Source organism: Bacteroidia bacterium, assembly GCA_025056095.1.
In the GTDB taxonomy this organism is placed as follows: Bacteria; Bacteroidota; Bacteroidia; order JANWVE01; family JANWVE01; genus JANWVE01.
Genome location: JANWVW010000005.1, coordinates 1 through 26747 on the forward strand (window position 1 = coordinate 1; position 26747 = coordinate 26747).

The following is a 26747-nucleotide window of genomic DNA, read 5'->3' on the forward strand; positions in this document are numbered from 1 at the left end:
CGTAGCACCGAAGCGTTAGCGTAGCCCGAAGCACGCCGACCTTGTGGGCAAAAGCCCACAAGGGCACGCCCAAAAAAATAATTCTTTGTAAAATAAGTAGAATTTGTTTTATATTTGCCCAATATGCTAAGTGCATATTTTCCTGTCTTATTGCTTTTAACTATTTCCTTATTGATTGCAGTAGGCTTTGTGCTGCTAGCAAAGTGGTTAGGTCCAAGTAGACCTACCCGCATCAAACACAGCGCTTATGAAAGCGGTATGGATCCCGTAGGAACAGCACGTGATAGGTTCTCTGTAAAATTTTACATGGTAGCCATGCTCTTTATCTTGTTTGATGTAGAAGTTGTGTTTATGTATCCTTGGGCAGTTCAGTACAGACAGTTAGGGATTTACGCATTTGCAGAAATGGTAACTTTTATTGCTATTCTATTCGTAGGATACATTTACTTATTCAAAAAAGGTGGTTTTGAATGGGAATAAAACTAAATTCATAAAATATGACTTGACTTTTATACGAATTTCGTATATTTTTGTAATGTAATGAAGAAGCAAGTAATACTTTGTGTAGATGACGAGAAGATAGTCTTGAGTTCACTAATTCAAGAGCTGGAAGCTAATTTTGGAGATAGGTTTGTGTATGAAGCCGCTGAAACGGCTGAAGAGGCAAAGGAACTTATATCTGAATACGAAAGCAAGGGTGAATATACCGTAACTTTAGTTATTTGTGATTGGCTGATGCCGCACATCAAAGGTGATGAGTTTTTGATTGAACTGTATCAAGTCTATCCTCATATTAAGACCATAGTGCTTACAGGTCAAGCTAATGCCGAAGCCATTGAACAGATGCAAAAATATGCCAATATTTCTGCTTATATCCATAAACCTTGGCAAGCAGAAAAGCTTATTCAAACAATAGAGCAAGTGTTGAGTATAATTCCAGAGTCTTAAATTACTCTGTCCCATATTCAGAAAGTAAGTATAGCAGCGCTGCAATAGATCCTGCACCTAATTCTAATTCCCGCCTATTTACATTTGCAAATGTATCTATTTCGGCGTGATGATAATCAAAATACCTTTGCGAATCAGGAATATAGCCAATTAAAACAATATCTTTTTGATGATTTTTAAGTGGACTAATATCGGCACCACCTCCCCCTTCCTTAAATTCATATAAGCCATACGGTTCAAAGTATTTTGCATATTTGAGCATTTTAGACAGAATGTTTTTATTTTCACAACTAAATCCGAAGCCGCGTGGAGTAAACCCTCCTGCATCACTTTCAATAGCAGCAATGTGCTTTTCATTTGAATTTTGTGCAGCTACTTCTGCGTATTTTAAGCCCCCCCGCAGTCCATTTTCTTCGTTCATAAATAAAACTGCTCTTAAAGTACGTTTTGGGCGAATTCCGAGTACTTGAAACAAACGTAAACTTTCTATGGCATGCACACAGCCTGCTCCATCGTCGTGCGCGCCATCACCGTTATCCCAAGAGTCTAAATGTCCGCCCACCAATACTATCTCATTGGGGTATAAAGTACCGCGAATTTCACCAATTACATTGTAAGACAGAACTTCACCCATCATCCTGCAATCGGTTTTGAAGTAAAATTTAAGTTCAGGGTCCTTTTTTAACATTTCGCTTAACTTATCTGCGTCATTTGTGCTAATAGCTACGGCAGGCAGCTTTTTGAATGCGGTATCATAACGCAATGAACCTGTATGCGGATGATTATCATGAGCTAAGGTCATAGAACGAACTACTACGCCAACTGCACCGTACTTCGCTGCTTCACTAGCACCCAAAGCTCTTTGATCTACTGCTTGTCCGTAAGAAACAAAAGTGTTGATATTACGGGGTTCCATAGGTCTGTTGTAAAACACGATTTTACCTTCAATTTTCTCTTTTCCTAATTTTTCTAATTCATTCAATCCCTTGACCTCTATGACTTGGGCAGTAACCCCCTTTTTATCTGTTCCTACTGAATTTCCTAATGCACAAACATGCACATCTATCTTCCCAAATTTTTTGCTAATAATTTTGGCTTCTTCTTTTTTTCCTCTTACCCAATACGGTACCATTACTTCTTGCAAATAGACTTTATCAAATTTTAACGTGTCCATTACCATTTTTGCCCACTGAATCGCTTTTTGAGCTTGTGGCGAACCGCTTAATCTTCCCCCAATTTGGTTGCTTAGATAATCTAACCACTGATAACATTTTCCTTGCATCAATGCGGCATCATAAAACTTGCGAATAATAATGGAGTCATTTGCTTGTTGAGGTTGAGTAAAAGCAGCATTGCTAAGTGCGAAGAACAGCATTAAAATAAAAAACCTTTGCGCTTTCATTTTCAAGCAAAACTACAATATAAAGTTTAATTACAAAAAAGTAGAAGCTTTTATTTAGCTTCTACTTTCAAAATGTCCAACTTTTGATCAGTTTATCTCGCAATAACCAGCTTTCTGTACACGCTTTGATGAGCTGATTGTATTCTGATGATATAAACCCCTGTGGGTAGTTCGGAAGTGGTATAGCTTATGTTGTGAAGCCCCGGAGCTTGATTTTCTTGATGTACAAAGTAAGTTTTTCCACTTAGATCGGATATGGTCAGAGTGATATTGTCTGTTCTGTTGAGTATATAGCTAATATTCACATTATCATTAGCAGGATTAGGGCTAATTGTAACACTATTTTGATTGATGATAGCGCTTTCTTGGATAGTAGTACTAGTAGTATCAGCGTTAATTGTGATATAAGCGTTCTTAACTGTAACGCCTGCACATCCCGTTCCTGGTAAAGGTGTAATTTTGAGAGTTACAGTATAGACACCAGGATTCAGGTATGTATAAGAAGGATTTTTAAAGCTACTGCTATCACCTGTTCCAAAATACCATTTATATTGGCTGCCCATTGGTATTCCGGAAGACATATCAGTGAAAAACACAGTTTGCGGTGCAGTGCCTTTAACAGGTGATGCAAAAAACGAAGGTACAACTGGAGGGCTAACGGTTACTAAAAAGTCATCTGAACGCTTTTTACAATTAAATGGAGTAGAAACTTCTACTGCAGCTACAAAATTTCCTGTGGCTAAATATTTAAAGGTTTGTCCTGTAGCTCCAGGTTGAAGAACGTACGTAGAGCCACTCTTGATATACCACTGGTTGCCTGTAGGAGAACTTGACATTAACGTTACAGAGTCTCCAATACATATTACTGCCGTAGATGGAGGAGAGATGCGCGTTATAGTAGGTTTATCTGGGTAAGGATTTCTTTTTATGATGATAATGTTAGACCAGGCACTACATCCATTGGGAGCAGTTTCTTGTACTTTGACCGTGTCGTTATATTTAGGAATGTAATATATAGAGGTTGTCCCCATTGTGAAAAGTGTATCATTGACGTACCATTTTATCAGACCTGTAGCGGTAGTAGTTATTGTAATGGGGTCCCCTATACATATATTTGGATTCGCCGTAGAGATAGTCGGATTAGGACGAGGTTTGACAATTACGTTTTTAATAATACTGTCTTTTAGTGAACCTAACGTAGCTACCAACTTAACTGGGTAAGAACCTGCTGCAGGAAACGTGAAAGTAGGATTAACTGCGGTACTAGTACCTAAACCTGCAAAATCCCAAAGATAAGTGGGTGTACCACAGACTGCTGTAGTTAAGTTCGTGAAACTAGTAGGTAAATTGACACAAACGGTATCCGCAGTGAAGTTGGGTATAGGTGCACCGATATTCTGGAAACGCATACGAGCTTGTGGTTTGGTAGTAGCATTTGTAGTAGTAGGTACTCCACACTGATTGGATATATCTGAACGAATATACCTGAAACCATTAGTAGAAGTAAATATACGAATTTGGCCTGATGCATTCCAAGCAGGAACAAGATCAAAGCATACGTCAACTAAAATGTTATCCACACCATTCCAGCAAAATGGAGTATCTAAATCAAGTGTGTCCCACTTTCCTGCGGTAGGCATATAGCTGGCGATAGTTTTTACTACTGTTAAACCTGAACCATCATATACACTAGGGTTAGTAGCGGTAGTGTGTTTCATAGAAATAGTGTAGTTGGGAAGCGCGTAAATCGGAGCTTGGTGTACATAAAAGCCAAATTTAGTCATTACTGCTGCACCTGGCAATCCTGCAGCATTAAGCTCTGATTTTGTGTAAACAAATTGACAATGCAAACTACGATAGTAAATATTGATTGGACTTGCAGTAGTTGTAGTATTTACAGCAGTCCCTGAACCTATAGTAATTAGTTGGGCATAAGCACTGCAGGATAGGAGAACAAAAGCAATAGCTAATAAATAAGACCGCTTCATTGTATCGTTATTTAATTTTTATTACAAAGTTAAACATGCCGCTTCAATTTTCCAAATTTTATTTATTTATATAAAGCTTCATAACACTGTCTTGGCAGGTACCTCTCAAAGTAGCTGTGCTTGTATCATATAAAGGGCGTGCAAAAATCCTTGTAAAAAATTGAAACCGTTCAAACTGGTGCAGCATTAAAGCTGTATTTGTTTTAGCTAACATAGTGTTTTTTTGAGTAATTTTCATAGCATCATATTCCACAGGTATTCTGACCCAATGCATACTTTGAGATAGAATTTTTTGTTCTATTTGTGTAGTGCCGCTATCTAATAGTTTATTATCAAATACTGCCTGCCAACGTAGTTTTTCTAATTGCACAGGAACAGGATTATCATTTTGAACTAAAACATCTAAAAGTAATTTACCTGGCATTTGCCGCTGACTAAATCCCTCATTCACCATAAATTTATCCATTGGATTGAGTTCATTGTAATTCCTTGCATACTTAACTTCACTCTTGCAAAATAAATGAGAATAAACCTGCACCTTAGATACTACACAAGGTTTAACTTCAATAATACTTTTGTTAGACACTTTTGGCGGATTCTTTTGTGTACTTTGCTGCTGATTACGAATTTTAGCTTTAAACCATGCACAAGATTGCGTCAAAATCAACAATACGGCAATAAAAATAAACTTTTCTTTCACTTTGCAAAACTAAAATAACAATAACTAACGTTCAAAAAATAAAGCAAAATGATGATAATTAGGCAAGTATGAGGCGTAACTATTATGAGGACAAGTTACCATATCTGTCTGACGAAGGTACTTGTACAGCATTTGATACACATTTCCAACTTTTTCTACTCTTCCTTGTACATGTACATGCGTGGTTTGAGGATTAAAATTCAGCTGTTCCATAGTAAAAAGAACGTAATAGAGCATATCCTCAACCGCATCATACCTAAATTGGTTGTAGTGCAGCCATTTTCCTTCCTTGAAACAAGCCATTTCTACATTATTAGTCTGGATATGTAAAACCACATCGGTTTCATTTTGTTTATTTTTGAGATACTTGTCATAATACGCAACGAGCTCCACAGCACTTAATCGAATATCAATATCTTGCTCTAAATACTTGAAATTTTTAGAGTACTCAATCGGCAAAGTATAAATAAACGTGCATCTATGCGACTGAAAGACTTTTTTATGCAATGTTTCTAACTCAGGAAAGTAATCATTAACCACCATAAAATCTTGTACTAATGTGTCTTTTCGCCATAAAGCATCAGGAACAAATAAAAACTTAGGTGCTTGATACAAAAAACTAACTTTCTTAAACTTATCCAAAGCAGCCGCAATGTACTTAATTGCTATTTCATGTCTTATTCCGTCGGTTATATGTGTATGAAACTGATAAGATGCAAATTGAATACACTTACTACCGTAAAATACTCCAAAATGAATCCCATCACTATCTAATTGTACTTGCGTCTCGCACTCCTTTAAGTCATGTTTTTCATCGCTCTTATAATGAAAGTTGCAAACTGTACTACTATTCAAAAGAGACATACAGCAAAGGTAAATAAGTTTTTCATTGAATTGAAATTTTGCATAGCTTTACTGTCATAAAACCATCTCTTGAAACGATGTAGAATCTATCTGTTTCTAACTTTCAAATGTATAAATACGGTACCTCTGAACTTGATGTACAAGAAACATCCTTTCTTGAAAAAAGCCCGTTTTAGTTTCTTTCAGAAAGTTAGTTGAACAAATTACCAGCACTACTTACCTAACTCATGGAATTTATTAGAGTAGCCCTATATAATACAGAAAAACCCAATTCTTTTAATTCTGCTATATTTGCATAATGAAAAAATATACGTTCAGGCGTACCTTATTCACAAATCAAGCTCCAGGGGGCAATGATTTTCTTACTCAACACCCTAATAGCCAAGTAAGCGTACAAGTCTATCAATACAATCAAAATGATCTAAAAAACTATACGTGCAAAGTGTCCGATTTAACTTTTGATGATAAGTCCGAGTATTGGATACATATCGTTCACCCCAAAGAGCAAACAGCTTTGCATCAAATAGCCCATTTTTTTCAAATCAACAGCATTCATATTGAGGACGTTTTAGAACTTGGGCAGCGCGGCAAATACGAAAGCACTGAACATTATGAATTTTTCATCCTTACTCAAATCAATTATGATGAAAGTACACAAGGCATAGTGCAGGAGCAGTTAGCTGTATTCAAGTTTCACGAAGGAATTGTAATTACTATTCACGAAGACGATAGCGATAGCTTGAACAACATTCGGCAACGAATTTTGCATCCGCAGTCAAGAATTCGCAAGTTTGGTTCGGAGTATCTTATTCTTTCCATTTTTGATGCCATTGTCGATAATTATTTCCCTGCGCTTAAAAAAATTAGCGATAAAATAGATACAATAGAAGAACGCGTATTTATAGGTGAAGGCAGTAAGCAGCTTTTGTCGGATTTATATCAATGTAAAAGGGAGCTATTACTTTTACGCAGGCATATATGGCCTATGCGGGAGATTGTTAATAGTTTTGCTCAAAGGGACAAGCTCAATATCAAGTTAGAACCTGTGCATAAAGACATTTACAATCAAATTGTGGAAGTTGTAGATATTATTGACAATTTACGAGAAACAACTTCAAGCATTTTGGATATACATCTTTCCACTACCGCACATAAGACCAATGAAATCATGAAGTTTATGACCGTTTTGAGTGGTATTTTTGTACCTGTTACGTTTATTGCAGGAATTTACGGAATGAATTTTGAAAACATGCCCGAGCTCAAAATGAAGTATGCTTATTTTGTGGTATTAGGTTTTATGGGATTAGTGATAGGTTTTTTGTTATACTTGTTCAAGCGTAGAAAGTGGATTTGAGAGTAAATTTTTTGGATAATTTTTTGGGCGTGTCCTTGCCTGCATTTCGCTTACGCTCATGCAGGCAAGGTCGGCGTGCTACGGGCTACGCTATCGCTTCGGTGCTTCGCTGCGCTTCGCACTGGGCTAACGCCCACCCTTCGCATGCCTCACGCAAAAAATCTCTCGCTATTATATGGATCCTATGCATTATTACCCATATTTCGTCATGGGCGCAGCAAGATAGTTCAGTTTATCAGCCTAAACGCATGCGCTGGGTGGTAGGAATAAGTGCCACAGGATATGCTGCTACTATGGGCAGTGTATATGCGTTTTGGTACGCCAAAGAACCACGTTGCCCTTTTCACTGGTTTGACGACCAACATGAATGGAAACAAGTAGATAAGTTAGGACATACCTATGCCGCATATCAACAAAGCAGAATAGCTATTCAAGCCATGAAATGGACAGGCATATCTCGCAAAAAAGCCGTATGGATAGGTGGAATGTATGGCATCTTGATGCAACACCCTATTGAATACTTTGATGGCTTAATGTGTAAATATGGTGCAAGTGTAGCCGATTTAGTAGCAAATACCGTAGGCTCTGCATTAGTCATTACAGAAGAGTTATTATGGCAAGAGCAGCGCATAGATTTGAAATTTTCTGCTCACCTAACTCCTTATGCCGCACAAAGACCTGATCTATTGGGCAAAACTTTTTCAGAACGCATACTCAAAGATTACAATGGGCAAACTTATTGGTTAAGCTTCAACATATATGATTTTTTAGGCGAAAAAGCCCAAAAATGGTATCCCAAATGGTTATGCATGAGTATAGGTTACGGCGCGGATGGACTACTAGGGGATTACCAAAAACCTTTACCTTGGATCGTAAAACAACGTGAATTTAGACAGTGGTACATTAGCTTAGACTTAAATTTACGCAAGGTACATACTAAGTACAAAGTCTTAAATCATGTATTGCATGCTTTTAATTTGTTAAAAGTCCCTTTTCCTGCGGTAGAATTCAGTAGAAAAGGTACGCGTGTGCATCCTCTATATTTTTGAGTTTTGACTATATTTGTGCTTGAACAATCATTGATTATATGAAAAACTACGAATTTATTTTGGTAGAACCCCAAGTGCAGCCCTATGTGGCTTTAATTCGCTTAAACAGACCCAAAGAGCTGAATGCACTCAACTTGCAACTCATGTCTGAATTGGTAGATGCCCTGCAAACTTTGGACAGCGATGAGCAAGTTAGAGTCATTGTTATTACAGGTAACGAACGTGCTTTTGCCGCAGGTGCAGACATTAAACAAATGCAAGATAAGAGTGCCATAGAAATGCTCAATATAGACCAGTTTACCAAGTGGGATGCTATTCGTAGAATAAAAAAGCCGCTTATTGCCGCAGTAAGTGGTTTTGCTTTGGGGGGAGGTTGCGAACTTTCCATGATTTGCGACATGATTATTGCATCCGAAACAGCACAATTCGGACAGCCCGAGATCAATATTGGTGTAATGCCTGGCGCAGGGGGAACACAGCGCTTGACCCGCGCCGTAGGTAAAGCCCGTGCTATGGAAATGGTTCTAACAGGGCGATTCATCTCCGCAAAAGAAGCTTACGAATATGGCTTGATTAACAAAGTTGTACCTGTGGAACTCTATCTATCCGAAGCCTTAAAACTTGCTTCAGAAATTGCTACTAAATCCCCTTTAGCTGTTAAGTTAGCCAAAGAAGCCGTACTCAAATCCTTTGACACTACTATTGATGATGGTCTATTATTTGAGCGCAAAAACTTTTACCTCTTGTTTGCTTCCGAAGATCAAAAAGAAGGTATGAAAGCTTTTGTAGAAAAACGAAAGCCCGAGTTTAAGGGAAAGTAAATTTTGAGTGCTTAGTTTCAGCTGTGGTTCGCCCCCGCAAAGCGGGGGCGAACCACACACAAATTCCTACATACCTTCACCAAATACCTCTATTTAACACACAAAACCCCCAACAACTACTCCAAAAATCACTGCCCTGCAATAATCTCCACCTCTGTCCTTCTATTTTGACGCCTTCCTTCGGGAGTACTGTTGTCTGCTATTGGTCTTGTATTTCCAAAACCTTTGTATTTTACCCTGTGCGGCGAAATACCTAATTGAATAAGATAGTTCGCTACGGCTTGTGCCCTTTTTTGAGAAAGTTCTAATAAATATTGAGGGTTGGTCCCAGGTGCACCGTTATCTGTATGACCGTTAATTTGTATCTGCACAGTGGGATTATTTTTCAAAAACAAATAAATCTCATTCAAATCAGGATAAGATTCAGGTAAAAAAGTAGCTTCATTAGGATTGAAATTGATATTATTAAACGTGATTATCTTTCCAACGTACAGCTTTTCAAGGTCAATAAAAAGATTTTTTTCTTTATCCTCTTTGCTGAAAGTAATATACTGCTTGCGCAACAAGTAGTCCTGATGTTGTACAGTCAGCTTGTACGTACCAGGTTCAAGGGTAATAGTTTCTGTTACCAAGCCATTGTTAGCCACTAAACGAATAGGGGCATGAGTGCTATCTTCTATAATAATTTGAGCATCAACAGGTAGGTAAGTTAGTTTGTCAGTTATTTTAGCACTAAATTTTACAGATATAGTTTTGGACAAAAAAGAAGGTTGGACTGTTGGCGTACTTTCGGGCTTTAACTTACTAAATGTGATTTTACGGATACAATTATTTTTGTAATCAGCAACATAAAGGTTGCCCTTACTATCCATTTCAACATCATGAGGGGTATTAAATTGAGCTTCTTTACCTATTCCATCTTTGTAGCCTGGGCTACCGTTTCCAGCAATAGTAGAAACTATTCCGCGATAATCTATTTTACGAACTGTATGATTACCTTCCTCTACCACATAGATATTGTTTTCGGAATCAACACAAAGTTCGTAAGGATAGTTAAAAAGAGCTTCTTCAGCTTTGCCATCTTTGTAGCCTGCTAATCCATTTCCTGCAACTGTGGTTACAGTGCCATCGGGGGCTATTTTACGTATCCGATGATTGAAACAATCTGCTACATACAAATTACGATTTTTATCTATACAAATACCTGTGGGATTATTGAATTGGGCTTCAAGTCCCTTGCCATCAGCAAAACCTATTCTTTTACCTCCTGCAATAGTAGTTACTTCGCCTTTTTGTGTTACTTTTCTAACCGCGTTGTTCCATTGCTCTACAATATAAAAGTTACCTTCTTCATCTACACACATGCCCGTAGGAGTATGTAATAAAGCATTTTCGCCCACACCATCTACAAAACCTGGAGTATCAGTTTTACCCGCTATAATCCGATGTGCTTTCTTAGGCTGAAAATGCATCAATCTATGTTTTGAAGGTTCTGTAACAAACACATTTTCATAAAAATCTACGTATAAGCCCGCAGGGCGATAGGTTACAATTTGTGCAAGTATTTGCTTATCAAAATCTTTCCAACGAACTAAAGTACTCACGTTTCCGATAACATTTATTCTGCGCACGCAATAATTCTGCTCATCTGTAATGTATATGTTACCTGAATTACTTATGTACAAACGATTAGGACCATAAAATAACGCTTGCTTACAATCTCCATCTTTATGCCCAACCTTTGTGGTTCCTGCTAAGGTAGTTACAGTAATAATCTCCTTTTCTTCTTGCGTCAAACCTTGAACGATTCCACAAAAAAAACATATATAAACTATCCATTTTGGCATAACAACGCAATATTACAAACAAAAAACTCAAATATACATTTGAGCTATTCCTACCTTTTATAAGGCAAAATCTTATGCATTCTTTCTTTTGCAAGGGATTTCAACTACGTGCATTCTACAAATGACTATTGAAGAGTTTTTAATTTTTTGGTGTGCCGTTGCTATATTTTGCTCCGGTTGTGTGGGCAAGGACACGAAGGTAAAGCTAAAATTTAAGCCTGCGTATATGCTTCACATAAAACAAAAATGAACTTAATATAATCAAAAAACAGGATTAGAAATTTCCAAAAAAAATTTGTGCATTCAGAACGAAGTATATAACTTTGCAGTCCCTTCGATGCATGCAATATGGAAGAGCATTCGATTTGGATTGAGGTGCTTAGTTTGAAACAAGGTGTGTATGAGTACAAATTTGTATTAGATGACGCTTTTTTCCACGCTTTTGAACACAGTATAATCCAAAAAGCTAATCTCAATGCCCAGATTCAACTCAAAAAGGCTCATTACGGAATAGATACAAGATTATATGTAGAAGGTCAGGTTATAGTACCCTGTGATATATGTGCAGAGGAATTCGCTCTACCTATACAGGCTAAAGACGAAGTTTTGTACCGCTACAAGGAATATTTCAGTGAGCAGGAAAAGAAAAATTTAGAAGACAAAGAAGAAAGAGAACTAAGATGGTTCTCTGTGATAGACAAGCAAATCAATGTAGGTCAGGAGTTTTATGAAGTAGCTCATGTGAAACTTCCTATGCGGTTATGCCCTGCACAAAAGAATGGAATATGCGTAGTATGCCAAAAAAAGCCCGAAGAGTGGCTCAATCAGGTAACAAAATCTAATCAAGATACAGAGGATATAGATCCTCGCTGGAATGACTTGAAAAAAATTAAGTTCTAACCTTTAATAGATACAACTATGCCAAATCCCAAGAGAAAATTATCTAAATCAAGAAGAGATAAACGTAGAACACATCAAAAAGATCGTGTAGCTACTATCGTAAAGTGCAGTAACTGCGGTGCGCCAAAAGTATACCACACTATTTGTCCTGCATGTGGGTATTACAGAGGACAGCAGTATATTGTTAAAGAACAGGCTTGATGCGCATTGCCCTTGATGTGTTTGGTGGAGATTTTGCCCCTCAAGCTAGCATGGAGGGGGTATCTCTTTTTGTTCAAAACCACAAAGACTCACAAGTTATTCTTATTGGGGATGAAAGTGTAATACAGGATTTGCTCTTACGCTACAAAATTCCTTTTAATCGTATAGAGATTGTCCATACTACCGAATATGTAGAGATGGACGCAAATCCTGTACAAGCCTTTCAGCAAAAACCTAAAAATAGTATAGCTATTGGACTAAATTTAGTAAAGCAAAAACAATCTGACGCTTTTATTAGCGCAGGAAACACAGGCGCTATGCTGGTAGGTGCTTCCTTAATTTTACCACTCATCAAAGGAGTTCAACGCCCTACTATTGGCACGTACTATCCACAAAAAAACGGAAGTTTTGCGTATTTACTAGATGTAGGTCTGAATATGGATTGTAAGCCCGAATACTTGGTCAACTTTGCACAACTGGGAAGTACCTACATGCGAGTTATGCACCACATAGAACGCCCACGAGTAGCACTGCTTAATGTAGGTCAAGAAAAAAGCAAAGGGAACCAAATGACTAAAAAAGCATACGAACTATTAGCACAGCAAAACTCTCTTCATTTTATAGGAAATATAGAAGGTAGAGATCTACACAATCAAAGTGCAGATGTAATTGTTTGCGATGGATTTATAGGTAATATCTTACTCAAACACGCCGAAGCAATATATGACTTGTTCAAAGATAAGATAGATGTTAGCCTTTTTAATTACGAAACTTACGGAGGAACCCCTATATTAGGCTGTGAGGGAATTGCTATTGTAGGGCATGGGATTTCAAATGCTGTGGCTTTTAATAATATGTTTTTCAAAGCAGTAGAGTTGATAGAAAAAAAACTAGTCTCAAGTATTCAATCCGATTTTGAGAGCAAGTATGCGCTCCGTTGAGATATACTTTGGAGCTGTGTTAAGCTTTGCAGTAATAAGCTGGTGGGGCTGTAACAAGCAATATTTATCTGGTTATTTAACCGAAGAGCAATACTTCAAAGAAGTCAAATGGAAAGTGAAAGTAGATACTGTATACAGGTACAAAAAAGCAAACAAGGAAATACTTAGTGCCTTAGCGCAAGTCAAGGATTCGGTAGATGTGCTTATTTTCTTCGGTACATGGTGTTCGGATAGTAAGAAGTGGGTGCCTCGCTTATTAAGTATCAAAGAAAGTCTACCTGTTAAACAGTATACCTTTATAGCAATTGATACTACAAAAAAAGATGAAAAGTTATGGGTAAAAAAATATGGGGTTAAAAAAGTACCAACAATTATATTTCTACGTGATAATCAAGAACTTGGGCGAATAGTAGAAAAACCTAAAAAAGGCTTAGAGAACAACATTTACAGAATTGTTAGTGAAAAAATTAAAAAATAATTTGGTAGTTTGCATAAAAATACATAACTTTGTATCAATTTAAAAGCTGTATATAATTTTATTCTTATTGAAGCAAAATTACGCACAAACTATTTTTGTTAAACCAGCCATGAATATGAATAAAACAGTTTGGGCGCTGATTATAGCCTTGCTGATTGGTTTTGAAGCTAACGCGCAGCGAACAGGCTTCAAACCGAGAGTATTTATAGGTCCCTCGCTGGGTGCGATGAATTACATTGGTGACTTGGACGATGATTTCTATCCCAAGTTCACCAAGCTAGGTGGAGGGGGAGAAATTCGTGTCCAGTTTAACTCTCATATATCCGCGCGTGCTTTCGCTGCTTTTGGACGCATAGGGGCTACTGATGCAAAGAACACAGACAAAGTGAGAAAAGCCAGAAATCTTAGCTTCCGCTCCAATATATTTGAATTTAGCGGACACCTAATGTATGATTTCTTCGCTAGCACACGTAAGTATAGATACCGCCCTATGTACAATCCCTTTGTATTTGCAGGTGTAGGTGTCTTTACTTTTAACCCCAAAGCAAAGTATCAGGGAAAATGGTATGCGCTACAACCTCTTGGTACTGAGGGACAAAATATCCCAGGTTCTAAAATCAAGCCTTATTCTTTAACTCAAATATGCATACCTTTCGGTGCAGGTTTGAGAGTTAAAATTAAACCTAACATAGATTTGAACTTTGAGCTTGGTTTCCGTTACCTATTTACAGACTACCTAGATGATGTAAGTACTAAAGAAGCTGCAGATCCATACTTGATTAAACAATACGCTGGTGCTAATGGAGATATAGCCTTTGCCCTCGCTAACCGTGCTAACGAAGGTTCACCTGACCAACTCACTAGTGAAGAATATCAATGGTTCACCACAGGTCAGCAAAGAGGAGATCCAAGCGATAGAGACTGGTATTCTTACACTGGTGTAACGCTTTCTTACTACCTTGACTGGGTCCGCTGTCCCAAATTCAAATAGAAAACTTCATTTTGACAACAATAAGAAAGCCCCTTTCTGGGGCTTTCAGTTTTTTAATTCTTACCATACAATTTTTTCTTTGTTCAAAAAAGCTTGTATGCCTTTTTTACAATCTTCCGTAGAACGAGCTTCTGCGTTCATTTTTGCAGCAAATTCCAAAGCATCTCTCATGTTCATACCTTGCACATCTGCTATCATGCGTTTAGTAAAATTCATAGATTGAGCGCTGTTTTGTTCGCACAATCGAAGTGCAAAACGCTTAACTTCATTGTCTAAATTTTCATCAGGTACTACATAGTTAATCAAACCGTAATTTTTAGCTTGTTCTGCGCTTATAATGTCTGCACTTAAAAGTAGTTCTCGAGCTTTACCTTCGCCAATTTTACGAATAAGATACACCATAACAATTGCAGGAACAAAGCCGATTCTAGCTTCTGTATAGCCAAACTGTGCACTTTGGGCAGCAAAAGAAAAATCGCATATAGCTGCTAAGCCGCATCCTCCTGCTAAGGCGGGACCTTGTATCTGTGCAATCACAACCTTGTCTAATTCGTAAATTTGATTGAATAGCTTAGCCAAATGGGATGAATCTCTGAAATTATCTTCAAACGTAAATGCTTGCAGCTTTCTTAAAAAATCTAAATCTGCTCCTGCGCAAAAAACTTTACCGTTAGCTTTGAGTACAACTACCTTACAGTTTTCATCTTTGTTTGCTTTTTCAAAAGCATTTTGAAGTTCGGTTACTACATCAAAGCTAAGGGCGTTTCTTTTATCGGGTCTATTGAGTGTAATGTAAGCGATTCGCTGTTCGGTGTGATAGGTAATAAATTCGTAGTCCATGTTACAAAAGTAATAAATTGTAGGAAAAAAGCAGAAAAAACTTTACTATTGCCACGCAAAGGTCTGTTCTTTTGTTGTGTATGTATGCATCAAGAAGCAATAGATTTATATGGTAACCAATTACGCGTACGCGTGTGTGGAATCTATATTCAGGACAAAAAAATTCTTTTAGTCAAGCATCATGCTTTGCAGGAAGAAGGTTTTTTTTGGGCGCCACCTGGTGGAGGGCTTCAATTCGGAGAAAGTCTGGTACATGCTCTACAAAGGGAATTTTTAGAAGAAACAGGGTTGGAAATTGAAGTCAAGAGGCTAGTTACAGTTACCGAATATCTTAGGCTACCTTTACATGCAGTAGAACTTTTTTTTGAGGTTCAAGTTCAAAAAGGTATTTTGAAGCAGGGCAAGGATCCTGAAATCAGTGAGCAAAATCAAATTATTTCGGGCGTTGAAATGCTTTCTCTTGAAGAAATTGAAAGGCTCAAGCAGCAAAAAAGTTCTCGGCATGTTTTTCACAAGGTTTTAGAGGATAATTTAATATTGAATTTGCTTAGGTGATATTTTGGGCGTGCCCCTTGCTGACGCAAGGGTCGGGGCATTCCGCACTGCGCTTCGCTTCGGTGCTTCGCTAACGCTCCGCACTGCCTATCGGCATGCTCCATGCCCCTCACGCGGATAACATAAGCAATTATCTCTTTACCTTGTTTAAGCTTGAAGTACAAGCACTTACAAGCTAAAACTTTGCATAAGAAACAGAGAAACGATGTTTTCAGAGATCTCTTGCGTGAGGCATGCGGAGGGTGGGCGTTAGCCCAGTGCGGAGCGAAGCGTAGCACCGAAGCGATAGCGTAGCCCGAAGCACGCCGACCTTGTGGGCATGAGCGCAAGCGAAACGCCCACAAGGACACGCCCAAAAAATTATCTATTCTATACTTTCTTATCTTTGTACATGCAAAAAATATGGCTTTATGTGCTCCTTACAATACTACACCTGCACACATTAACCGCCCAAACTGATGTGGGAGAAAAAAGTAATCTAAATGATATTCTAGAACAATCTATCAATGACAACGACGACAACAGCGCCGTAGACTATGAACAACTTACCTTATTACTGATAGACCTACAAAAAAATCCTACTAACCTCAACGAAGTCGATGAAAATATCCTGCTACAACTGCCAGGCATGAACAGTATATTAGTCAACAATCTGCGTAAATACATTCAACAAAACGGAAAACTAACTTCAATCTTTGAACTTCAAGCCGTACCTGGATATGATTTAGAAGTTATCAGCCGCATACAACCTTATGTAACCGTCAAAGAAAGCTCTATTTTTGATATAAATCCTGACCAAAAAGCTTTTTCACGCCCCAATATCCGCAATATTCCCAAAGACCTACACTACGAAATAATGGCACGCAGCATACGAATATTAGAAAAACAAGAGGGCTACATTCGTACCTCCGGCAACCGCTATTTAGGTGATCCTTGGCGCCAATACTTCCGTTTTAGAGGAATGTACAGAAACAACCTTGCTTTTGGAATTGTGTTAGAAAAAGATGCAGGCGAACAAATGATATGGCAACCTCAAAATAAAATTTACGGCGCAGATTTTATCTCTGCCCATTTTCACATCCGGGACTTTGGGCGAATAAAAGCACTTTCTATCGGAGATTATACACTTAACATTGGACAGGGCTTGGTCTTTTGGAATGGATTAGCTTTTGGCAAAGGTGTAGAAACTATAAACATAGTCAAACGTAACGGTAGAGGCATATTACCTTATCGGTCTGTAAATGAATACATGTTTGCTCGTGGTGTGGCTACTACGGTGGCTATTACTAAACCGATAGAAATTACTGCTTTCTATTCAAATCGTAACTTGGATGCTTCCGTAGCCCTCACAGATACCTTGAACGAAGAAATTCTTGCTTTTTCTACGATAAACATTTCTGGTTTGCATAGAACGCCCAATGAAATTTCTAAAAAGAACAACGTAAAGGAACAAATGTTCGGCGGGCGAATGAGCTACCAAAAATATAACTTTAAAGCAGGATGTACAGCATATTATCAAGAATTTAATAAACCGTTTGTAGTACCTGCATCAGGATATAGGCGATATGAGTTTGCAGATAAAACTAACGCTGTATTTGGTGCAGATTATGATTATACTGTTGAGAATGTCAACTTTTTCGGAGAAGTGGCTATGAGTAAAAACCAAAAACCTGCTTTGATACAAGGCGCCCTAATGAGCTTAGACCCAAAAGTGGATGCAGCAATTCTGTTCAGATACTTAGACAAAAGTTTTCACAATACCAACGGAAATGTATTCGCAGAACGCCGCTTTGACTTAAATAATGAGATAGGTCTATACACAGGAATTAAAATAAAACTTAATAGTAAATGGCTTTTGAGCAGCTACTACGATAAATTTTGGTTTCCACAATGGCGATATGATGTATCTATGCCGTCAGAAGGAAGCCGTTTTTTGGCACAAATAGACTTTTCACCCTCTCGCCAAAATGTAACTTCCCTACGGTATAGGCACAACTTCAAACAAAAAAATGCTGACAACCTCATTCCTAACCAAAATTTGAAATACCTCAATGATTTTTACACACAGTATCTACGTTTAGATAATCGTATTTTGCTTACACAGACTTTGGAAAGCCATACACGTATAGAACTTTGTTGGTACAAAGATGACGCCCCCAAAATACATACAGGTTTATTGATTTTACAAGATGTCAATTTTAAGATACTCAAAAACAGATTAGAATTCACGGGCAGGTATGCAATATTTGATAGCCGAAATTATCAAGCACGCATCTATGCGTATGAAAATGATTTATTAGGATTGTACACTATTCCTGCATACAGTGGGGTAGGTACGCGTACGTATTTTATGCTACGCTGGGCAATTACAAAGGATATAGACTTTTGGATACGATACTCCAATACTCTTTACGTAGATAGACAAACCGTAGGTTCGTACTTAGATGAAAGTCAAGGAAGTAGGCGTTCAGATATAAAACTACAAATTCGTATGTGGTTCTGAAGTCCATGCTAGCATATCCTTTATATCTTCAAACCAATAAGGGGCATATTCATTAGGTACAGCCAAAATATCCTCTGTTCTGCATTTGAGCAGCACTTTTACTTGGTAGCCGTTGAATTCAAATATTTTAGGTTTATTGTCAAATTCAAATAATTTTTTGTATCCATCAATTTTACGGTAAGCAGCGGTATGCTCTGTGCCTTTTGGGTCTATAAAAAGAATGGTATATTCCTTACCTTTCCATAGCCAAAATATAAAATCAGGCTTGAATTTTTGAATACTATTGGACTTAGGTTCATAGTAAGGGATATAAACACTATCTAATGTTTCATCTATTTTGGAAAAATACCACTTATCCAACTGATTGAAAAGGTTGTCCTGACAAGACAAATAATGTTCTAAATCCTGTATAAATCTAAATTCACTTTTTGTTTTGATAATGTGCTTGATGTAATCTACTTTTTCATCATCAGATAAACATAGAGGAACGTAGTAATGATGGTCAACATAGCGTATAACTAACGGTGGAGCTTCTATCTGCTGCGGATATTCGCTTTCTAGTTTCTTGATATTATGAATGTAGTCTTGTCTGCTTATCTCTCCTTTGTCAAACTGTTCATCTAAAATTTGCAATGCTTCTGGTTTTATAGGATATTTTTTGACTTTATCTATCAATTCCCTCAATCTGCGAGATACATTTACATTTGCACAAATATACTTAAAATGAACAATCTCTTCTTCCAAAGGTTTAAATTCTCTTAGTACTTCGGTTTGAAGTTTTAAAAATTGTATGACTTTGCTGACAAGTTTTTCAGGGACTTGTATTTTGTAAGTTTCTGCGTTATTTACCTTAAAGTATTTTTGCTTGTGGTTTAGTGCTTCAAAAAGTTTTTGGACTAAGGGCAAAGTAAGGTCAAATTTGGCTAGTAGAATTTTTTTACCTAAATAGTTGCAATAGTTCTCTAACAAAGCTAAATCTTCGCTGTGTATTAAAAAGTAGGTAGATAAAATCCCACTTGGTACAGGTTCATTAAGGACAATTTTTGTATAAGTAGGAATAAGAAGTTCTTCTTTTTGTATATCAGGGTTAACTTCAAAAGATAAAAGCATACACTCTCCTGTGTATATTTTGAGGGCATTGACCACTTCAATAAGGTTATTTGCCTTAGTGCCATAGACAAATAAACTTTCTAACGGCTGTGCATATAAATTGAGATATTCAAACAAATCGTTTTGAACCATCTTATTTTGCTGTAAAATCCTTAACCGCATGCGGTAGGGCGCAAAAGGACATATTCTTACTCCCCTGCCAATAGATTGAAGTACAAATTTTTGTGCATCCTTTCCTTTTCCGATATTGACATATAGCAGAATATTTGGTCTGTCGCTATCCCAACCTTCGTAAAAAGTGCGAGAACCCATTAAAATTTGTATCTCTGAACGCCTATCGTTAATCTTTCTAAATAAGCTTTCGTTTTCTACCCTTTCAGTAATGACGTAATCTTTGAGCTTATTTTTTATCCACTCTGTGATATCACCAATTTTGATAAGCGCAAAAGGTACATCGCTAGTAGTGAGCTTAAAAGCAATTTCTTTTTTATTACCAGGTATTTTAAGCACTTCTATATTACCATGTATTTTGGCGTTGAGTACATTTTCTAAAATATCCTTCAAATCAATACTGTATATCCTGTTTTCATCTACCACAAAGGGACTTCTATCAAATTGATAAGTTCCTGAACGTAGGTCAGAAATTAAGCTTTTTTTGGCACTTTCCAACACTTCTGCTGAAACTTTATGTAAAGCAACATCTTCTACTAGTTTGAAAAGCATGTACAAGTCAGAGTCTTCTGTATTTACAGAGTTTACAAGCGTTACTATAAGTGGATTGTGATAGTACAAGTCCCCTACCTCATTTTTCAATTTGCGTAAGTAGGTATGGAGTATAAAAACTTTGAGTATAATCTCTTGTTTCTTTTGAGCAGAAAATTCTTCCTCTTTATTTTTATTCTCTAATGCGGAAATATCCGCTTGGGAGATAAAAATTTTTTTACCATAGCCGTTTTGAATCAGCCTTTCTAAATTGAAGTTAAATACACAAGTAGCAAAGTCTATTTTATCGGTAAATGTAGCAGAAAAGTTGAACATAAAACCTTTTCTTGCCATTATAGAGTAATAAAACTGCCGTTTGCTTTCCTCTTTATCGCCTTTGTGGGCTTCATCTAAAAGAATGTACCATTTACCTTGATTTTCATAGTTCCGAAAGTCTATAATTTTATCTTTTTGAATATCTGAAACTAAGTCACTGCGGTAGTAAAAAACGTCTATTTGCTTAGGTTTTGAGGGATTATTTTGTTGTTTTATGCTATCATATTCTTTGAGTGAATAGCAATGGATATGTAAATTGCCTGGATACTCATTAAACTTTTGTATATGCGCTTTGAACTGTTCAATAAGATCTTCTCTACAAGTGAGAAAAAGAATATCCTGCTTAGGAATAGTGCCTTCTTTCATCAGCTGACCAAGTATACTAATCAGCTTGATTAGAATGACCGTTTTACCGCTTCCCGTAGCCATCCAAAAGCTCATTCGGTTGATAAAAGACCAGAAAGGAATAGAATTGCGTTCAATAGGGAATTCTGTGCTATATTCGTTAAAAACTTTGTATTTGTGGGCATCCTTATCCTTAAAAATCAAGTCTAAATTTTCACTTAAACCGTTATTTTTGTAGTAGTTAAAAAGCTGTTTTTTATCTTGGTTTAGTTTTTCGTAATATAAGTGCAAAGCTTTAATTGCATTTTCTAAACCTTTTTGTTGATAGCCATGTAACTCAATATCTATAGAAAAAGTATGCAAGTCTACATCTTGCCAATAGGTGGTTAAGCTGCTAAAAGGAATGTACTCTACAATGTTTTGAAGGTATAGGTTCATAAGTCTTTTAAAATTTAATTAAAATTTAAAGTTGAGGTTTCTAAGCATTTGAAATGTATCTATACAAGGAATACCTAAATCCTTACAAACATCAGGAATAGAGACTTTTTTACTTCCTCCAGGTTTTTCAAGAGTAACTATGCATAATTTTTGACTGTGACTGTAAGCATACGCAATAAGCCAAGCATCAGCCTTGTTTTCGGCAAGAAAAGCATTAAGTGCATTTGGAGTATAATATGCATCATTTCTTGAGCTCAATTTTGTCTTGTTTTTTACACACACTGCGACATTTTTGTATGCTTTTAGAGTAGTATTATCGTTTGTAGGATGAAAGTATTTGTCAAAATGTTTTATTGTCCATTCTTTCAGTGCATCCTCTCTTTGTTTAATTTCGTATAATACTTTAGCAATAGAGCAAATTATTTTTTGACTGGCTTTTTTTTCTAAAAAATTCCAAAATACCATACCAAAATCAAACGAATAGTATTTATTAAAAGCATCAATAAATACGTTTGTATCCAGTAGATAACTACAATTAGACATGTTTTTATTCATACTTTCTCAAATAGTTTATGAACCGTACTTAGATTTAAGTTAAGCAGGTGGCACAAATCTCTTTCAGATAAGTGCTCAGCTTGGTAGGCATATTTAAGAGTTTGGAGAAATTTTTTTCCATACCGAAGAACAGCCATTTTATAGAAGTTTGCTTTTGAAGTATTACTTCGCTTTTTAGGTGTAGTTTCTTGGTAAATTTGAAAAAATTTCTTGTATTCTGTCTGTGTTATGCGCTTTAGATCTAACAATCTGCGCGCAATAAGCAAAGGACTAACTTTGAACCGTTTAGCTAAAATTTGGTAAGTTTCTTCATTTATATCCTGTATAGGTTCAATTTCTGCTGTAGGTACTAAGAACTCAGCTGCACACTGATTACAGAATTTTTCTACCTCATTTTCATGAGTTTGTAAATAAGCTAAATCAAAAGAAGCGCTTTGTCCAACCAAAATATGGGCTAATTCATGCATCAGTGTAAATATCTTCGCAGACAAAAAGTCATTATTATTTACAAATACAAATGGTGCATACTCATCATACAATACAAAACCCCTAACCTCTGGTGCTGTTAGTTGAGAATGAGTATTATCCTCTGCTAATGTACTAACAGATACGTATATTCCTGCTTTTTCAAAAGTACTAACTAGGTAGTTAAAAGCTTTTTGCCAAGATATCTGTAAAGCCGCCCAAGTTGTTCGCACTCCTAAAATTTCTCGCATTTTTTGTACTACCTCCTCAATAGGTGTAGTAGTTGTATATTTACCTGCAAAAGGTAAGGGTTCACTTCCCCATTCTATTAAAAAATCTTTTGTCCATTCTTGATATTTTTTAATCAATAAGATAGCTTCTTTTAGCTGCTCTGATGGCTCATTTTTATCTTGTGGTCTGAGGGTTCTAAAATGTATTACTGGAAGGTCTATTTTTGGTAAAGAATCTAAAAATAAGTAGCCGAAGGGAATCTTAAAAGCCTTGGAAATATCTACTAATTGCTTATAAGTAGGAAAATCAGTTCCCATAAGCCATTTTTCTTTGTTTTTAGATTGAACCTTATTCCACTTATCAGGATATTGTACCGCTAATTCTTTGAGTACATCTCTACTATATACAGAAATTTTCGTCTTTCTCATGTTCTTTATATACCTGGCAAACGAAACGCTAAATTACTTCTTTCAAAATTTTTTGCCAAAAACTTGACATATTTTCAACAAAAAGATAGAAATTTGCATATATGAGCAAAGAGCAATTATTTTATCAAACCTTGCAAGATATATTTATAGGGGCAGAAGTAGAAGGTAAAGGCGGATTTATCAAATTGATGCGCATCAAATCTAAGTACTACAAAAGAATTGAAGACCTTCTCAAAGCAGATATCAATCAACGGCTTGAACGGTATCCTAGCTTCCGCGAAGAGCTCTTTGACAAACTCTATACCTTCTTCAAATACTATTTTGCTGAAAATGGTAGTATATACTTCAATCAAACTTCTTTTCATAACAACATTTATGAAAAAGTGTATTCTAATGAAAAAGATATCGTACTCTTTTGGAAAACGCAAATGCTTTATTACGTCAAAACCGATAGGATATTCCGTTCTATGCCCATAGAAATAGATAATTTATCTTTTTTCTTTGACGCTTCTACGATTGAAAACAAAAAAGCTAACGAAAAACGAAGTCTTATTTATAGTCTTAAAGAAGTAAAGACCGAAGGCTACAATGAAATTATAGTTTTTGAAGTTCTTTATGCTGAAAAAGGTAGAGTAACTCCCATAGAGGATATTCTCAAAGGGCTTAAAAAGTATAAAATTAAAATCACCGAAGAGCAATTAGAGCGTGCTTTTCGCATTTTTGAACGCCAAGCCGAGGTAGATTATTTTATTCACAAAAATGCCAAAGCTTTTTTGCAAGAACAGTTCAAATTATGGCTATATCAATACTACTGGCAAGGTGCAGAATATTGGCACGTTGAAAGAGTAAATCAATTGCAAATTCTCAAAGACATTGCTTTCAAAATTATTGACTTTATTGCTCAATTTGAAGATGAATTAGTCAAAATATGGAATAAACCTAAATTTGTTAAAAACAGCCATTATGTTATTACGCTGGATAGAATTGCTGCGCAGCCTTCATCTACTCAGGTATTACAAAAAATTGTACAGCACCCTAACGTACATAAACAAGTAGAAGAATGGCAAAAGCTAGAAATGGTACCTCAAACCTTTAATATTGATGACATTTTTGTGCATAACTTGATAGACCAGCCCCAAATAAGCTTAAAACCTGAATACCAATTTTTGCCGATTGACACGCATTACTTCAAAGATATAGAGCAAGATATTTTAGCTCTGTTTAGCGATTTGGATAATAGCTTAGATGGGTGGCTGATAAAAAGTGAAAATTACCAAGCTCTAAACACTCTTTTACCTAAATTCAAAAACAAGGTACAAACTATTTACATTGACCCACCTTTTAATTTGGATAATTCTACACAATTTTTATACAACACAAATTACAAAGACTCCACTTGGGCAACCTTGTTAGAAAACCGCATTCGTATTGCCAAAGAGTGGCTTAATGAAAAAGGTTCTATTTTTGTCCGCTGCGATTACAACGGCAACTGGATAGTTAGACCCCTGCTAGATGATATATTTGGAAGGGAAAATTTTAGAAATGAACTTATCTTACGTAAAGTTAATTACCAAGGTACAAATGTACCTGACAGGTTCAATCCTGCATGTGAGTCCTTATATTTTTTCAGTTGCAGCAACGAAATAAAATTTAAACAGATATTCAAAGAAAGGGAAAGAGAAGCAAAATGGATAAATGCAGTATCTCCGAAGGAAAATAAAAATGCAAATTATATTGTAATTGAAGGTAGAACGTTTATTGCGCCTAAAAATAGTCATTGGAGGTTTTCTCAGGAAAAATTTAATACATTAAATCTAGAAAAAAGAATTAGAATCAATGAAGATTATGCTTACATTGATGTTTTGGGTAATCCACAAAGAGGAATTCCTCAATACTTAGAAGCAGAGTATACTCCTATTGACTCAAACTGGACAGATATCTCAAGCTATTCATTTGGGTGGAATTTTTCAACGGAAAACTCAGAGTCTATCTTAAATCGTGTCATTCAATCTACTTCACAATCTGGGGATTATGTAATGGACTTTTTTCTCGGTTCAGGTACGACTGTGGCTGTGGCGCACAAGTTAGGTAGAAAATGGATAGGTATAGAGATGGGGGCACATTTTTACACAGTGGTTTTACCTCGTATGAAAAAAGTTTTGTTTTATGACAAATCAGGCATATCACAGGATAATGAGGTCAAAGCACATTACAATGCCAAGCAAGCAGGTGGGTTTTTCAAATACTATGAGTTAGAACAGTATGAGGAAACCTTAGAGCAAACTGTATATCAGGATTATGACTTATTTTCAACAAGCAAATCTGCTTACGAACAATATGTATTTTTGAAAGATGAGAAACTACTTAAAGCCGTAGAGTTAGACGAGAGCAACAAAGTCATTAAAGTAGACTTGAATAAAATATATTCTGATATTGACCTTGCAGAATGTATCTCCCTCATTCGAGGTAAATGGATAAAGGCAATTAAAGCTGACAAAGTAGTGTTAGAAAACGGCGAAGAGTATTCTCTTGAAGATATAGACTTTACTTTAATAAAGCCATTTATTTGGTGGGAATGAGCGAAATTCTTTTACTTTTGCATACATGAAGCATGTTACTGCTTTCATATTCGTAATAGCAGTTTTAGTTCGGTTGTGTATTGCTCAGAGCGCGTTATTAGATTCTGCGGCTTTGGCTAAACAACCTTGGATAGATAATCTTAAAGATGCTCTAAAAAATCCTGAAAAGGTTTACAAGCTCACACTTTCTGCAAACAAATTAAAAACTTTACCGCCTGAAATTGGAAAACTAACAGCTTTGCAGCAGCTCAACCTTTCCTACAATGAGCTTTCTACACTACCTTCCGAAATTGGTCAGCTCAAAAATTTACAAGCCATTATTTTGACAGGAAATAGATTCACAGAATTTCCTACACAACTTTATGAATTGCGAAAATTACAGTTGATTAGTCTGTCTGAAAATAGTTTGACTAAAATTCCTGTGGAAATTGGTGTGCTATCTGAATTAGAATGGCTAGGGCTTGGAGATAATTACTTAACAGAGCTACCTGAAAATATCGGAGTATTGACAAAATTGAAACGGCTAAATGTGGCAAATAATCAATTAAACACTTTACCTAAAAGTATAGAAAACCTTGCTCATCTGATAGAATTAAGCGCTACAGGCAACCAGTTTACAGAGATTCCCAAAGAAGTCTTTAAGCTCAAAAACTTACAAGTACTAAGCTTTGCTCGCAATCGGATTAAAGAGATTCCTGATGAAATTGCAAATCTGAAACATTTAATCAAGTTATATTTATTTGAGAATGAGATTAGTGAAATTAACCCGGCTATTTTTAAGCTTAAAAAGTTACAGGTATTGAGTTTGTCCAATAATCAAATAAAAAAAATTCCTGATGAAATAGGGGAATTGGGTGAGCTTACTTGGTTAGGTTTAAATCACAATCAATGTAACTATGTTCCGAAATCTATCGGCAAGTTGAGTAAATTAGAAAAACTATACTTGCATAACAATTTAATTTATGAGCTTCCTGTGGAAATTTCTAAATTGACTAAATTGACCAAAATTAACATTAGCAAAAATCGTATTTCTGTTTTACCTATGGAAATTTCTTACTTAAAGCAGCTCAGGGAGTTGTATATTTATGATAATCCTATTTTACCTGCTCAAATAGAATATCTCAAAGCTGTTATGCACAAGTGCAAAATAGACGATGAGCCATAAAAAGGTGAGAT

At 36.3% G+C, this 26747-nt stretch carries 24 protein-coding genes; 14 read left to right on the plus strand and 10 right to left on the minus strand.

From position 1 onward, the window contains the following. The first annotated feature begins 123 nt into the window (after nt 1–123). Together NZ519_00780 and NZ519_00785 are read left to right on the plus strand one after the other, a co-directional pair. A complete protein-coding gene (locus NZ519_00780) occupies nt 124–480 on the plus strand; it encodes an NADH-quinone oxidoreductase subunit A (protein ID MCS7027273.1) in 357 nt (118 codons plus the stop codon). A 60-nt stretch (nt 481–540) separates the two neighbouring features. Further along, on the plus strand, nt 541–948 hold the full coding sequence (locus NZ519_00785) for a response regulator (GenBank protein MCS7027274.1): 408 nt from the start codon (nt 541–543) through the stop codon (nt 946–948). Nucleotide 949: 1 nt separating this feature from the next. Here the strand turns inward: NZ519_00785 and NZ519_00790 are convergent, their stop codons facing one another. The 4 genes from NZ519_00790 to NZ519_00805 all read right to left on the minus strand — a co-directional run bounded on the left by NZ519_00790 (nt 950) and on the right by NZ519_00805 (nt 5902). Next, entirely contained in the window at nt 950–2350 is a 1401-nt protein-coding gene (locus NZ519_00790) for a M28 family peptidase (GenBank protein ID MCS7027275.1), read from the minus strand. A gap of 92 nt (nt 2351–2442) precedes the next feature. Further along, nucleotides 2443–4338 carry a PKD domain-containing protein gene (locus NZ519_00795; GenBank protein MCS7027276.1) on the minus strand — a complete coding sequence of 632 codons (1896 nt, stop codon included), beginning with the start codon at nt 4336–4338 and terminating at the stop codon, nt 2443–2445. Nucleotides 4339–4396: 58 nt separating this feature from the next. Beyond that, nucleotides 4397–5038: a hypothetical protein gene (locus tag NZ519_00800; GenBank protein ID MCS7027277.1), complete on the minus strand. Its 642-nt coding sequence runs from the start codon at nt 5036–5038 to the stop codon at nt 4397–4399. Between the two features lie 24 nt (nt 5039–5062). Then, nucleotides 5063–5902 carry a DUF3822 family protein gene (locus NZ519_00805; protein MCS7027278.1) on the minus strand — a complete coding sequence of 280 codons (840 nt, stop codon included), beginning with the start codon at nt 5900–5902 and terminating at the stop codon, nt 5063–5065. Between the two features lie 298 nt (nt 5903–6200). On the opposite strand from NZ519_00805, the gene corA reads away from it, so the two are divergent. Genes corA through NZ519_00820 form a run of 3 tightly spaced genes read left to right on the plus strand, consistent with a single transcriptional unit; the run spans nt 6201 to nt 9126 of the window. Next, nucleotides 6201–7256 (plus strand): magnesium/cobalt transporter CorA, encoded by a 1056-nt coding sequence (gene corA, locus NZ519_00810; GenBank protein MCS7027279.1) that lies wholly within the window; start codon nt 6201–6203, stop codon nt 7254–7256. A 29-nt stretch (nt 7257–7285) separates the two neighbouring features. Beyond that, complete coding sequence (locus tag NZ519_00815; GenBank protein ID MCS7027280.1) at nt 7286–8305, plus strand: YfiM family protein; 1020 nt, start codon at nt 7286–7288, stop codon at nt 8303–8305. Between the two features lie 38 nt (nt 8306–8343). Continuing rightward, on the plus strand, nt 8344–9126 hold the full coding sequence (locus tag NZ519_00820) for an enoyl-CoA hydratase-related protein (protein ID MCS7027281.1): 783 nt from the start codon (nt 8344–8346) through the stop codon (nt 9124–9126). 128 nt (nt 9127–9254) lie between these two features. Here the strand turns inward: NZ519_00820 and NZ519_00825 are convergent, their stop codons facing one another. Next, complete coding sequence (locus tag NZ519_00825) at nt 9255–10973, minus strand: OmpA family protein (protein MCS7027282.1); 1719 nt, start codon at nt 10971–10973, stop codon at nt 9255–9257. 348 nt (nt 10974–11321) lie between these two features. Here NZ519_00825 and NZ519_00830 point away from each other — a divergent pair, with 348 nt between their 5' ends. The 5 genes from NZ519_00830 to NZ519_00850 all read left to right on the plus strand — a co-directional run bounded on the left by NZ519_00830 (nt 11322) and on the right by NZ519_00850 (nt 14484). Next, nucleotides 11322–11873, plus strand: coding sequence for a DUF177 domain-containing protein (locus NZ519_00830; protein MCS7027283.1), 552 nt, complete (start codon nt 11322–11324; stop codon nt 11871–11873). Between the two features lie 18 nt (nt 11874–11891). Continuing rightward, entirely contained in the window at nt 11892–12074 is a 183-nt protein-coding gene (gene rpmF / locus NZ519_00835) for a 50S ribosomal protein L32 (GenBank protein MCS7027284.1), read from the plus strand. Continuing rightward, the gene (gene plsX / locus NZ519_00840; protein MCS7027285.1) at nt 12074–13015 is read left to right on the plus strand and encodes a phosphate acyltransferase PlsX; all 942 of its coding nucleotides are present in this window, start codon (nt 12074–12076) and stop codon (nt 13013–13015) included. The genes rpmF and plsX overlap by 1 nt, the downstream gene beginning before the upstream one ends. Before the next feature lie 16 nt (nt 13016–13031). Continuing rightward, on the plus strand, nt 13032–13493 hold the full coding sequence (locus tag NZ519_00845) for a thioredoxin family protein (protein MCS7027286.1): 462 nt from the start codon (nt 13032–13034) through the stop codon (nt 13491–13493). A 109-nt stretch (nt 13494–13602) separates the two neighbouring features. Continuing rightward, nucleotides 13603–14484: a DUF6089 family protein gene (locus tag NZ519_00850; GenBank protein ID MCS7027287.1), complete on the plus strand. Its 882-nt coding sequence runs from the start codon at nt 13603–13605 to the stop codon at nt 14482–14484. Nucleotides 14485–14544: 60 nt separating this feature from the next. Here NZ519_00850 and NZ519_00855 read toward each other — a convergent pair whose 3' ends face one another. Next, entirely contained in the window at nt 14545–15324 is a 780-nt protein-coding gene (locus tag NZ519_00855) for an enoyl-CoA hydratase-related protein (GenBank protein ID MCS7027288.1), read from the minus strand. A gap of 84 nt (nt 15325–15408) precedes the next feature. On the opposite strand from NZ519_00855, the gene NZ519_00860 reads away from it, so the two are divergent. Continuing rightward, a complete protein-coding gene (locus tag NZ519_00860) occupies nt 15409–15879 on the plus strand; it encodes an NUDIX domain-containing protein (GenBank protein MCS7027289.1) in 471 nt (156 codons plus the stop codon). Here NZ519_00860 and NZ519_00865 read toward each other — a convergent pair. Then, nucleotides 15834–16229 (minus strand): hypothetical protein, encoded by a 396-nt coding sequence (locus NZ519_00865; GenBank protein ID MCS7027290.1) that lies wholly within the window; start codon nt 16227–16229, stop codon nt 15834–15836. The genes NZ519_00860 and NZ519_00865 overlap by 46 nt on opposite strands. Between NZ519_00865 and NZ519_00870 the strand changes: the two genes are divergently transcribed. Further along, on the plus strand, nt 16199–18382 hold the full coding sequence (locus NZ519_00870) for a helix-hairpin-helix domain-containing protein (protein ID MCS7027291.1): 2184 nt from the start codon (nt 16199–16201) through the stop codon (nt 18380–18382). The genes NZ519_00865 and NZ519_00870 overlap by 31 nt on opposite strands. On the opposite strand, the gene NZ519_00875 is transcribed toward NZ519_00870, so the two are convergent. From NZ519_00875 to NZ519_00885, 3 genes are read right to left on the minus strand one after another with little or no spacing between them, the layout of a single operon-like run. Then, entirely contained in the window at nt 18359–21313 is a 2955-nt protein-coding gene (locus NZ519_00875) for a DEAD/DEAH box helicase family protein (protein MCS7027292.1), read from the minus strand. The two genes, NZ519_00870 and NZ519_00875, sit on opposite strands and share 24 nt — an antisense overlap. Before the next feature lie 18 nt (nt 21314–21331). After that, nucleotides 21332–21868, minus strand: a complete 537-nt coding sequence (locus tag NZ519_00880; GenBank protein ID MCS7027293.1) for a DUF4411 family protein — start codon at nt 21866–21868, stop codon at nt 21332–21334. After that, nucleotides 21865–22992 carry an ImmA/IrrE family metallo-endopeptidase gene (locus NZ519_00885; GenBank protein ID MCS7027294.1) on the minus strand — a complete coding sequence of 376 codons (1128 nt, stop codon included), beginning with the start codon at nt 22990–22992 and terminating at the stop codon, nt 21865–21867. Before NZ519_00885 ends, NZ519_00880 begins: the two co-directional genes overlap by 4 nt. Before the next feature lie 101 nt (nt 22993–23093). Here NZ519_00885 and NZ519_00890 point away from each other — a divergent pair, with 101 nt between their 5' ends. Continuing rightward, complete coding sequence (locus NZ519_00890) at nt 23094–25571, plus strand: site-specific DNA-methyltransferase (protein ID MCS7027295.1); 2478 nt, start codon at nt 23094–23096, stop codon at nt 25569–25571. A gap of 25 nt (nt 25572–25596) precedes the next feature. Continuing rightward, nucleotides 25597–26736, plus strand: a complete 1140-nt coding sequence (locus NZ519_00895) for a leucine-rich repeat domain-containing protein (protein MCS7027296.1) — start codon at nt 25597–25599, stop codon at nt 26734–26736. Nucleotides 26737–26747 lie beyond the last annotated feature (11 nt).

What these genes read in the sequence shown, in the direction of transcription:
- NZ519_00780 (MCS7027273.1), top strand. Translation starts at nt 124, where the DNA reads ATGCTAAGTGCATATTTTCCTGTCTTATTGCTTTTAACTATTTCCTTA.
- NZ519_00785 (MCS7027274.1), top strand. Translation starts at nt 541, where the DNA reads ATGAAGAAGCAAGTAATACTTTGTGTAGATGACGAGAAGATAGTCTTG.
- NZ519_00790 (MCS7027275.1), bottom strand. Translation starts at nt 2,350, where the DNA reads ATGAAAGCGCAAAGGTTTTTTATTTTAATGCTGTTCTTCGCACTTAGC.
- NZ519_00795 (MCS7027276.1), bottom strand. Translation starts at nt 4,338, where the DNA reads ATGAAGCGGTCTTATTTATTAGCTATTGCTTTTGTTCTCCTATCCTGC.
- NZ519_00805 (MCS7027278.1), bottom strand. Translation starts at nt 5,902, where the DNA reads ATGTCTCTTTTGAATAGTAGTACAGTTTGCAACTTTCATTATAAGAGC.
- corA (MCS7027279.1), top strand. Translation starts at nt 6,201, where the DNA reads ATGAAAAAATATACGTTCAGGCGTACCTTATTCACAAATCAAGCTCCA.
- NZ519_00820 (MCS7027281.1), top strand. Translation starts at nt 8,344, where the DNA reads ATGAAAAACTACGAATTTATTTTGGTAGAACCCCAAGTGCAGCCCTAT.
- NZ519_00825 (MCS7027282.1), bottom strand. Translation starts at nt 10,973, where the DNA reads ATGCCAAAATGGATAGTTTATATATGTTTTTTTTGTGGAATCGTTCAA.
- NZ519_00830 (MCS7027283.1), top strand. Translation starts at nt 11,322, where the DNA reads ATGGAAGAGCATTCGATTTGGATTGAGGTGCTTAGTTTGAAACAAGGT.
- rpmF (MCS7027284.1), top strand. Translation starts at nt 11,892, where the DNA reads ATGCCAAATCCCAAGAGAAAATTATCTAAATCAAGAAGAGATAAACGT.
- plsX (MCS7027285.1), top strand. Translation starts at nt 12,074, where the DNA reads ATGCGCATTGCCCTTGATGTGTTTGGTGGAGATTTTGCCCCTCAAGCT.
- NZ519_00850 (MCS7027287.1), top strand. Translation starts at nt 13,603, where the DNA reads ATGAATATGAATAAAACAGTTTGGGCGCTGATTATAGCCTTGCTGATT.
- NZ519_00855 (MCS7027288.1), bottom strand. Translation starts at nt 15,324, where the DNA reads ATGGACTACGAATTTATTACCTATCACACCGAACAGCGAATCGCTTAC.
- NZ519_00860 (MCS7027289.1), top strand. Translation starts at nt 15,409, where the DNA reads ATGCATCAAGAAGCAATAGATTTATATGGTAACCAATTACGCGTACGC.
- NZ519_00870 (MCS7027291.1), top strand. Translation starts at nt 16,199, where the DNA reads ATGAGCGCAAGCGAAACGCCCACAAGGACACGCCCAAAAAATTATCTA.
- NZ519_00875 (MCS7027292.1), bottom strand. Translation starts at nt 21,313, where the DNA reads ATGAACCTATACCTTCAAAACATTGTAGAGTACATTCCTTTTAGCAGC.
- NZ519_00880 (MCS7027293.1), bottom strand. Translation starts at nt 21,868, where the DNA reads ATGAATAAAAACATGTCTAATTGTAGTTATCTACTGGATACAAACGTA.
- NZ519_00885 (MCS7027294.1), bottom strand. Translation starts at nt 22,992, where the DNA reads ATGAGAAAGACGAAAATTTCTGTATATAGTAGAGATGTACTCAAAGAA.
- NZ519_00890 (MCS7027295.1), top strand. Translation starts at nt 23,094, where the DNA reads ATGAGCAAAGAGCAATTATTTTATCAAACCTTGCAAGATATATTTATA.
- NZ519_00895 (MCS7027296.1), top strand. Translation starts at nt 25,597, where the DNA reads ATGAAGCATGTTACTGCTTTCATATTCGTAATAGCAGTTTTAGTTCGG.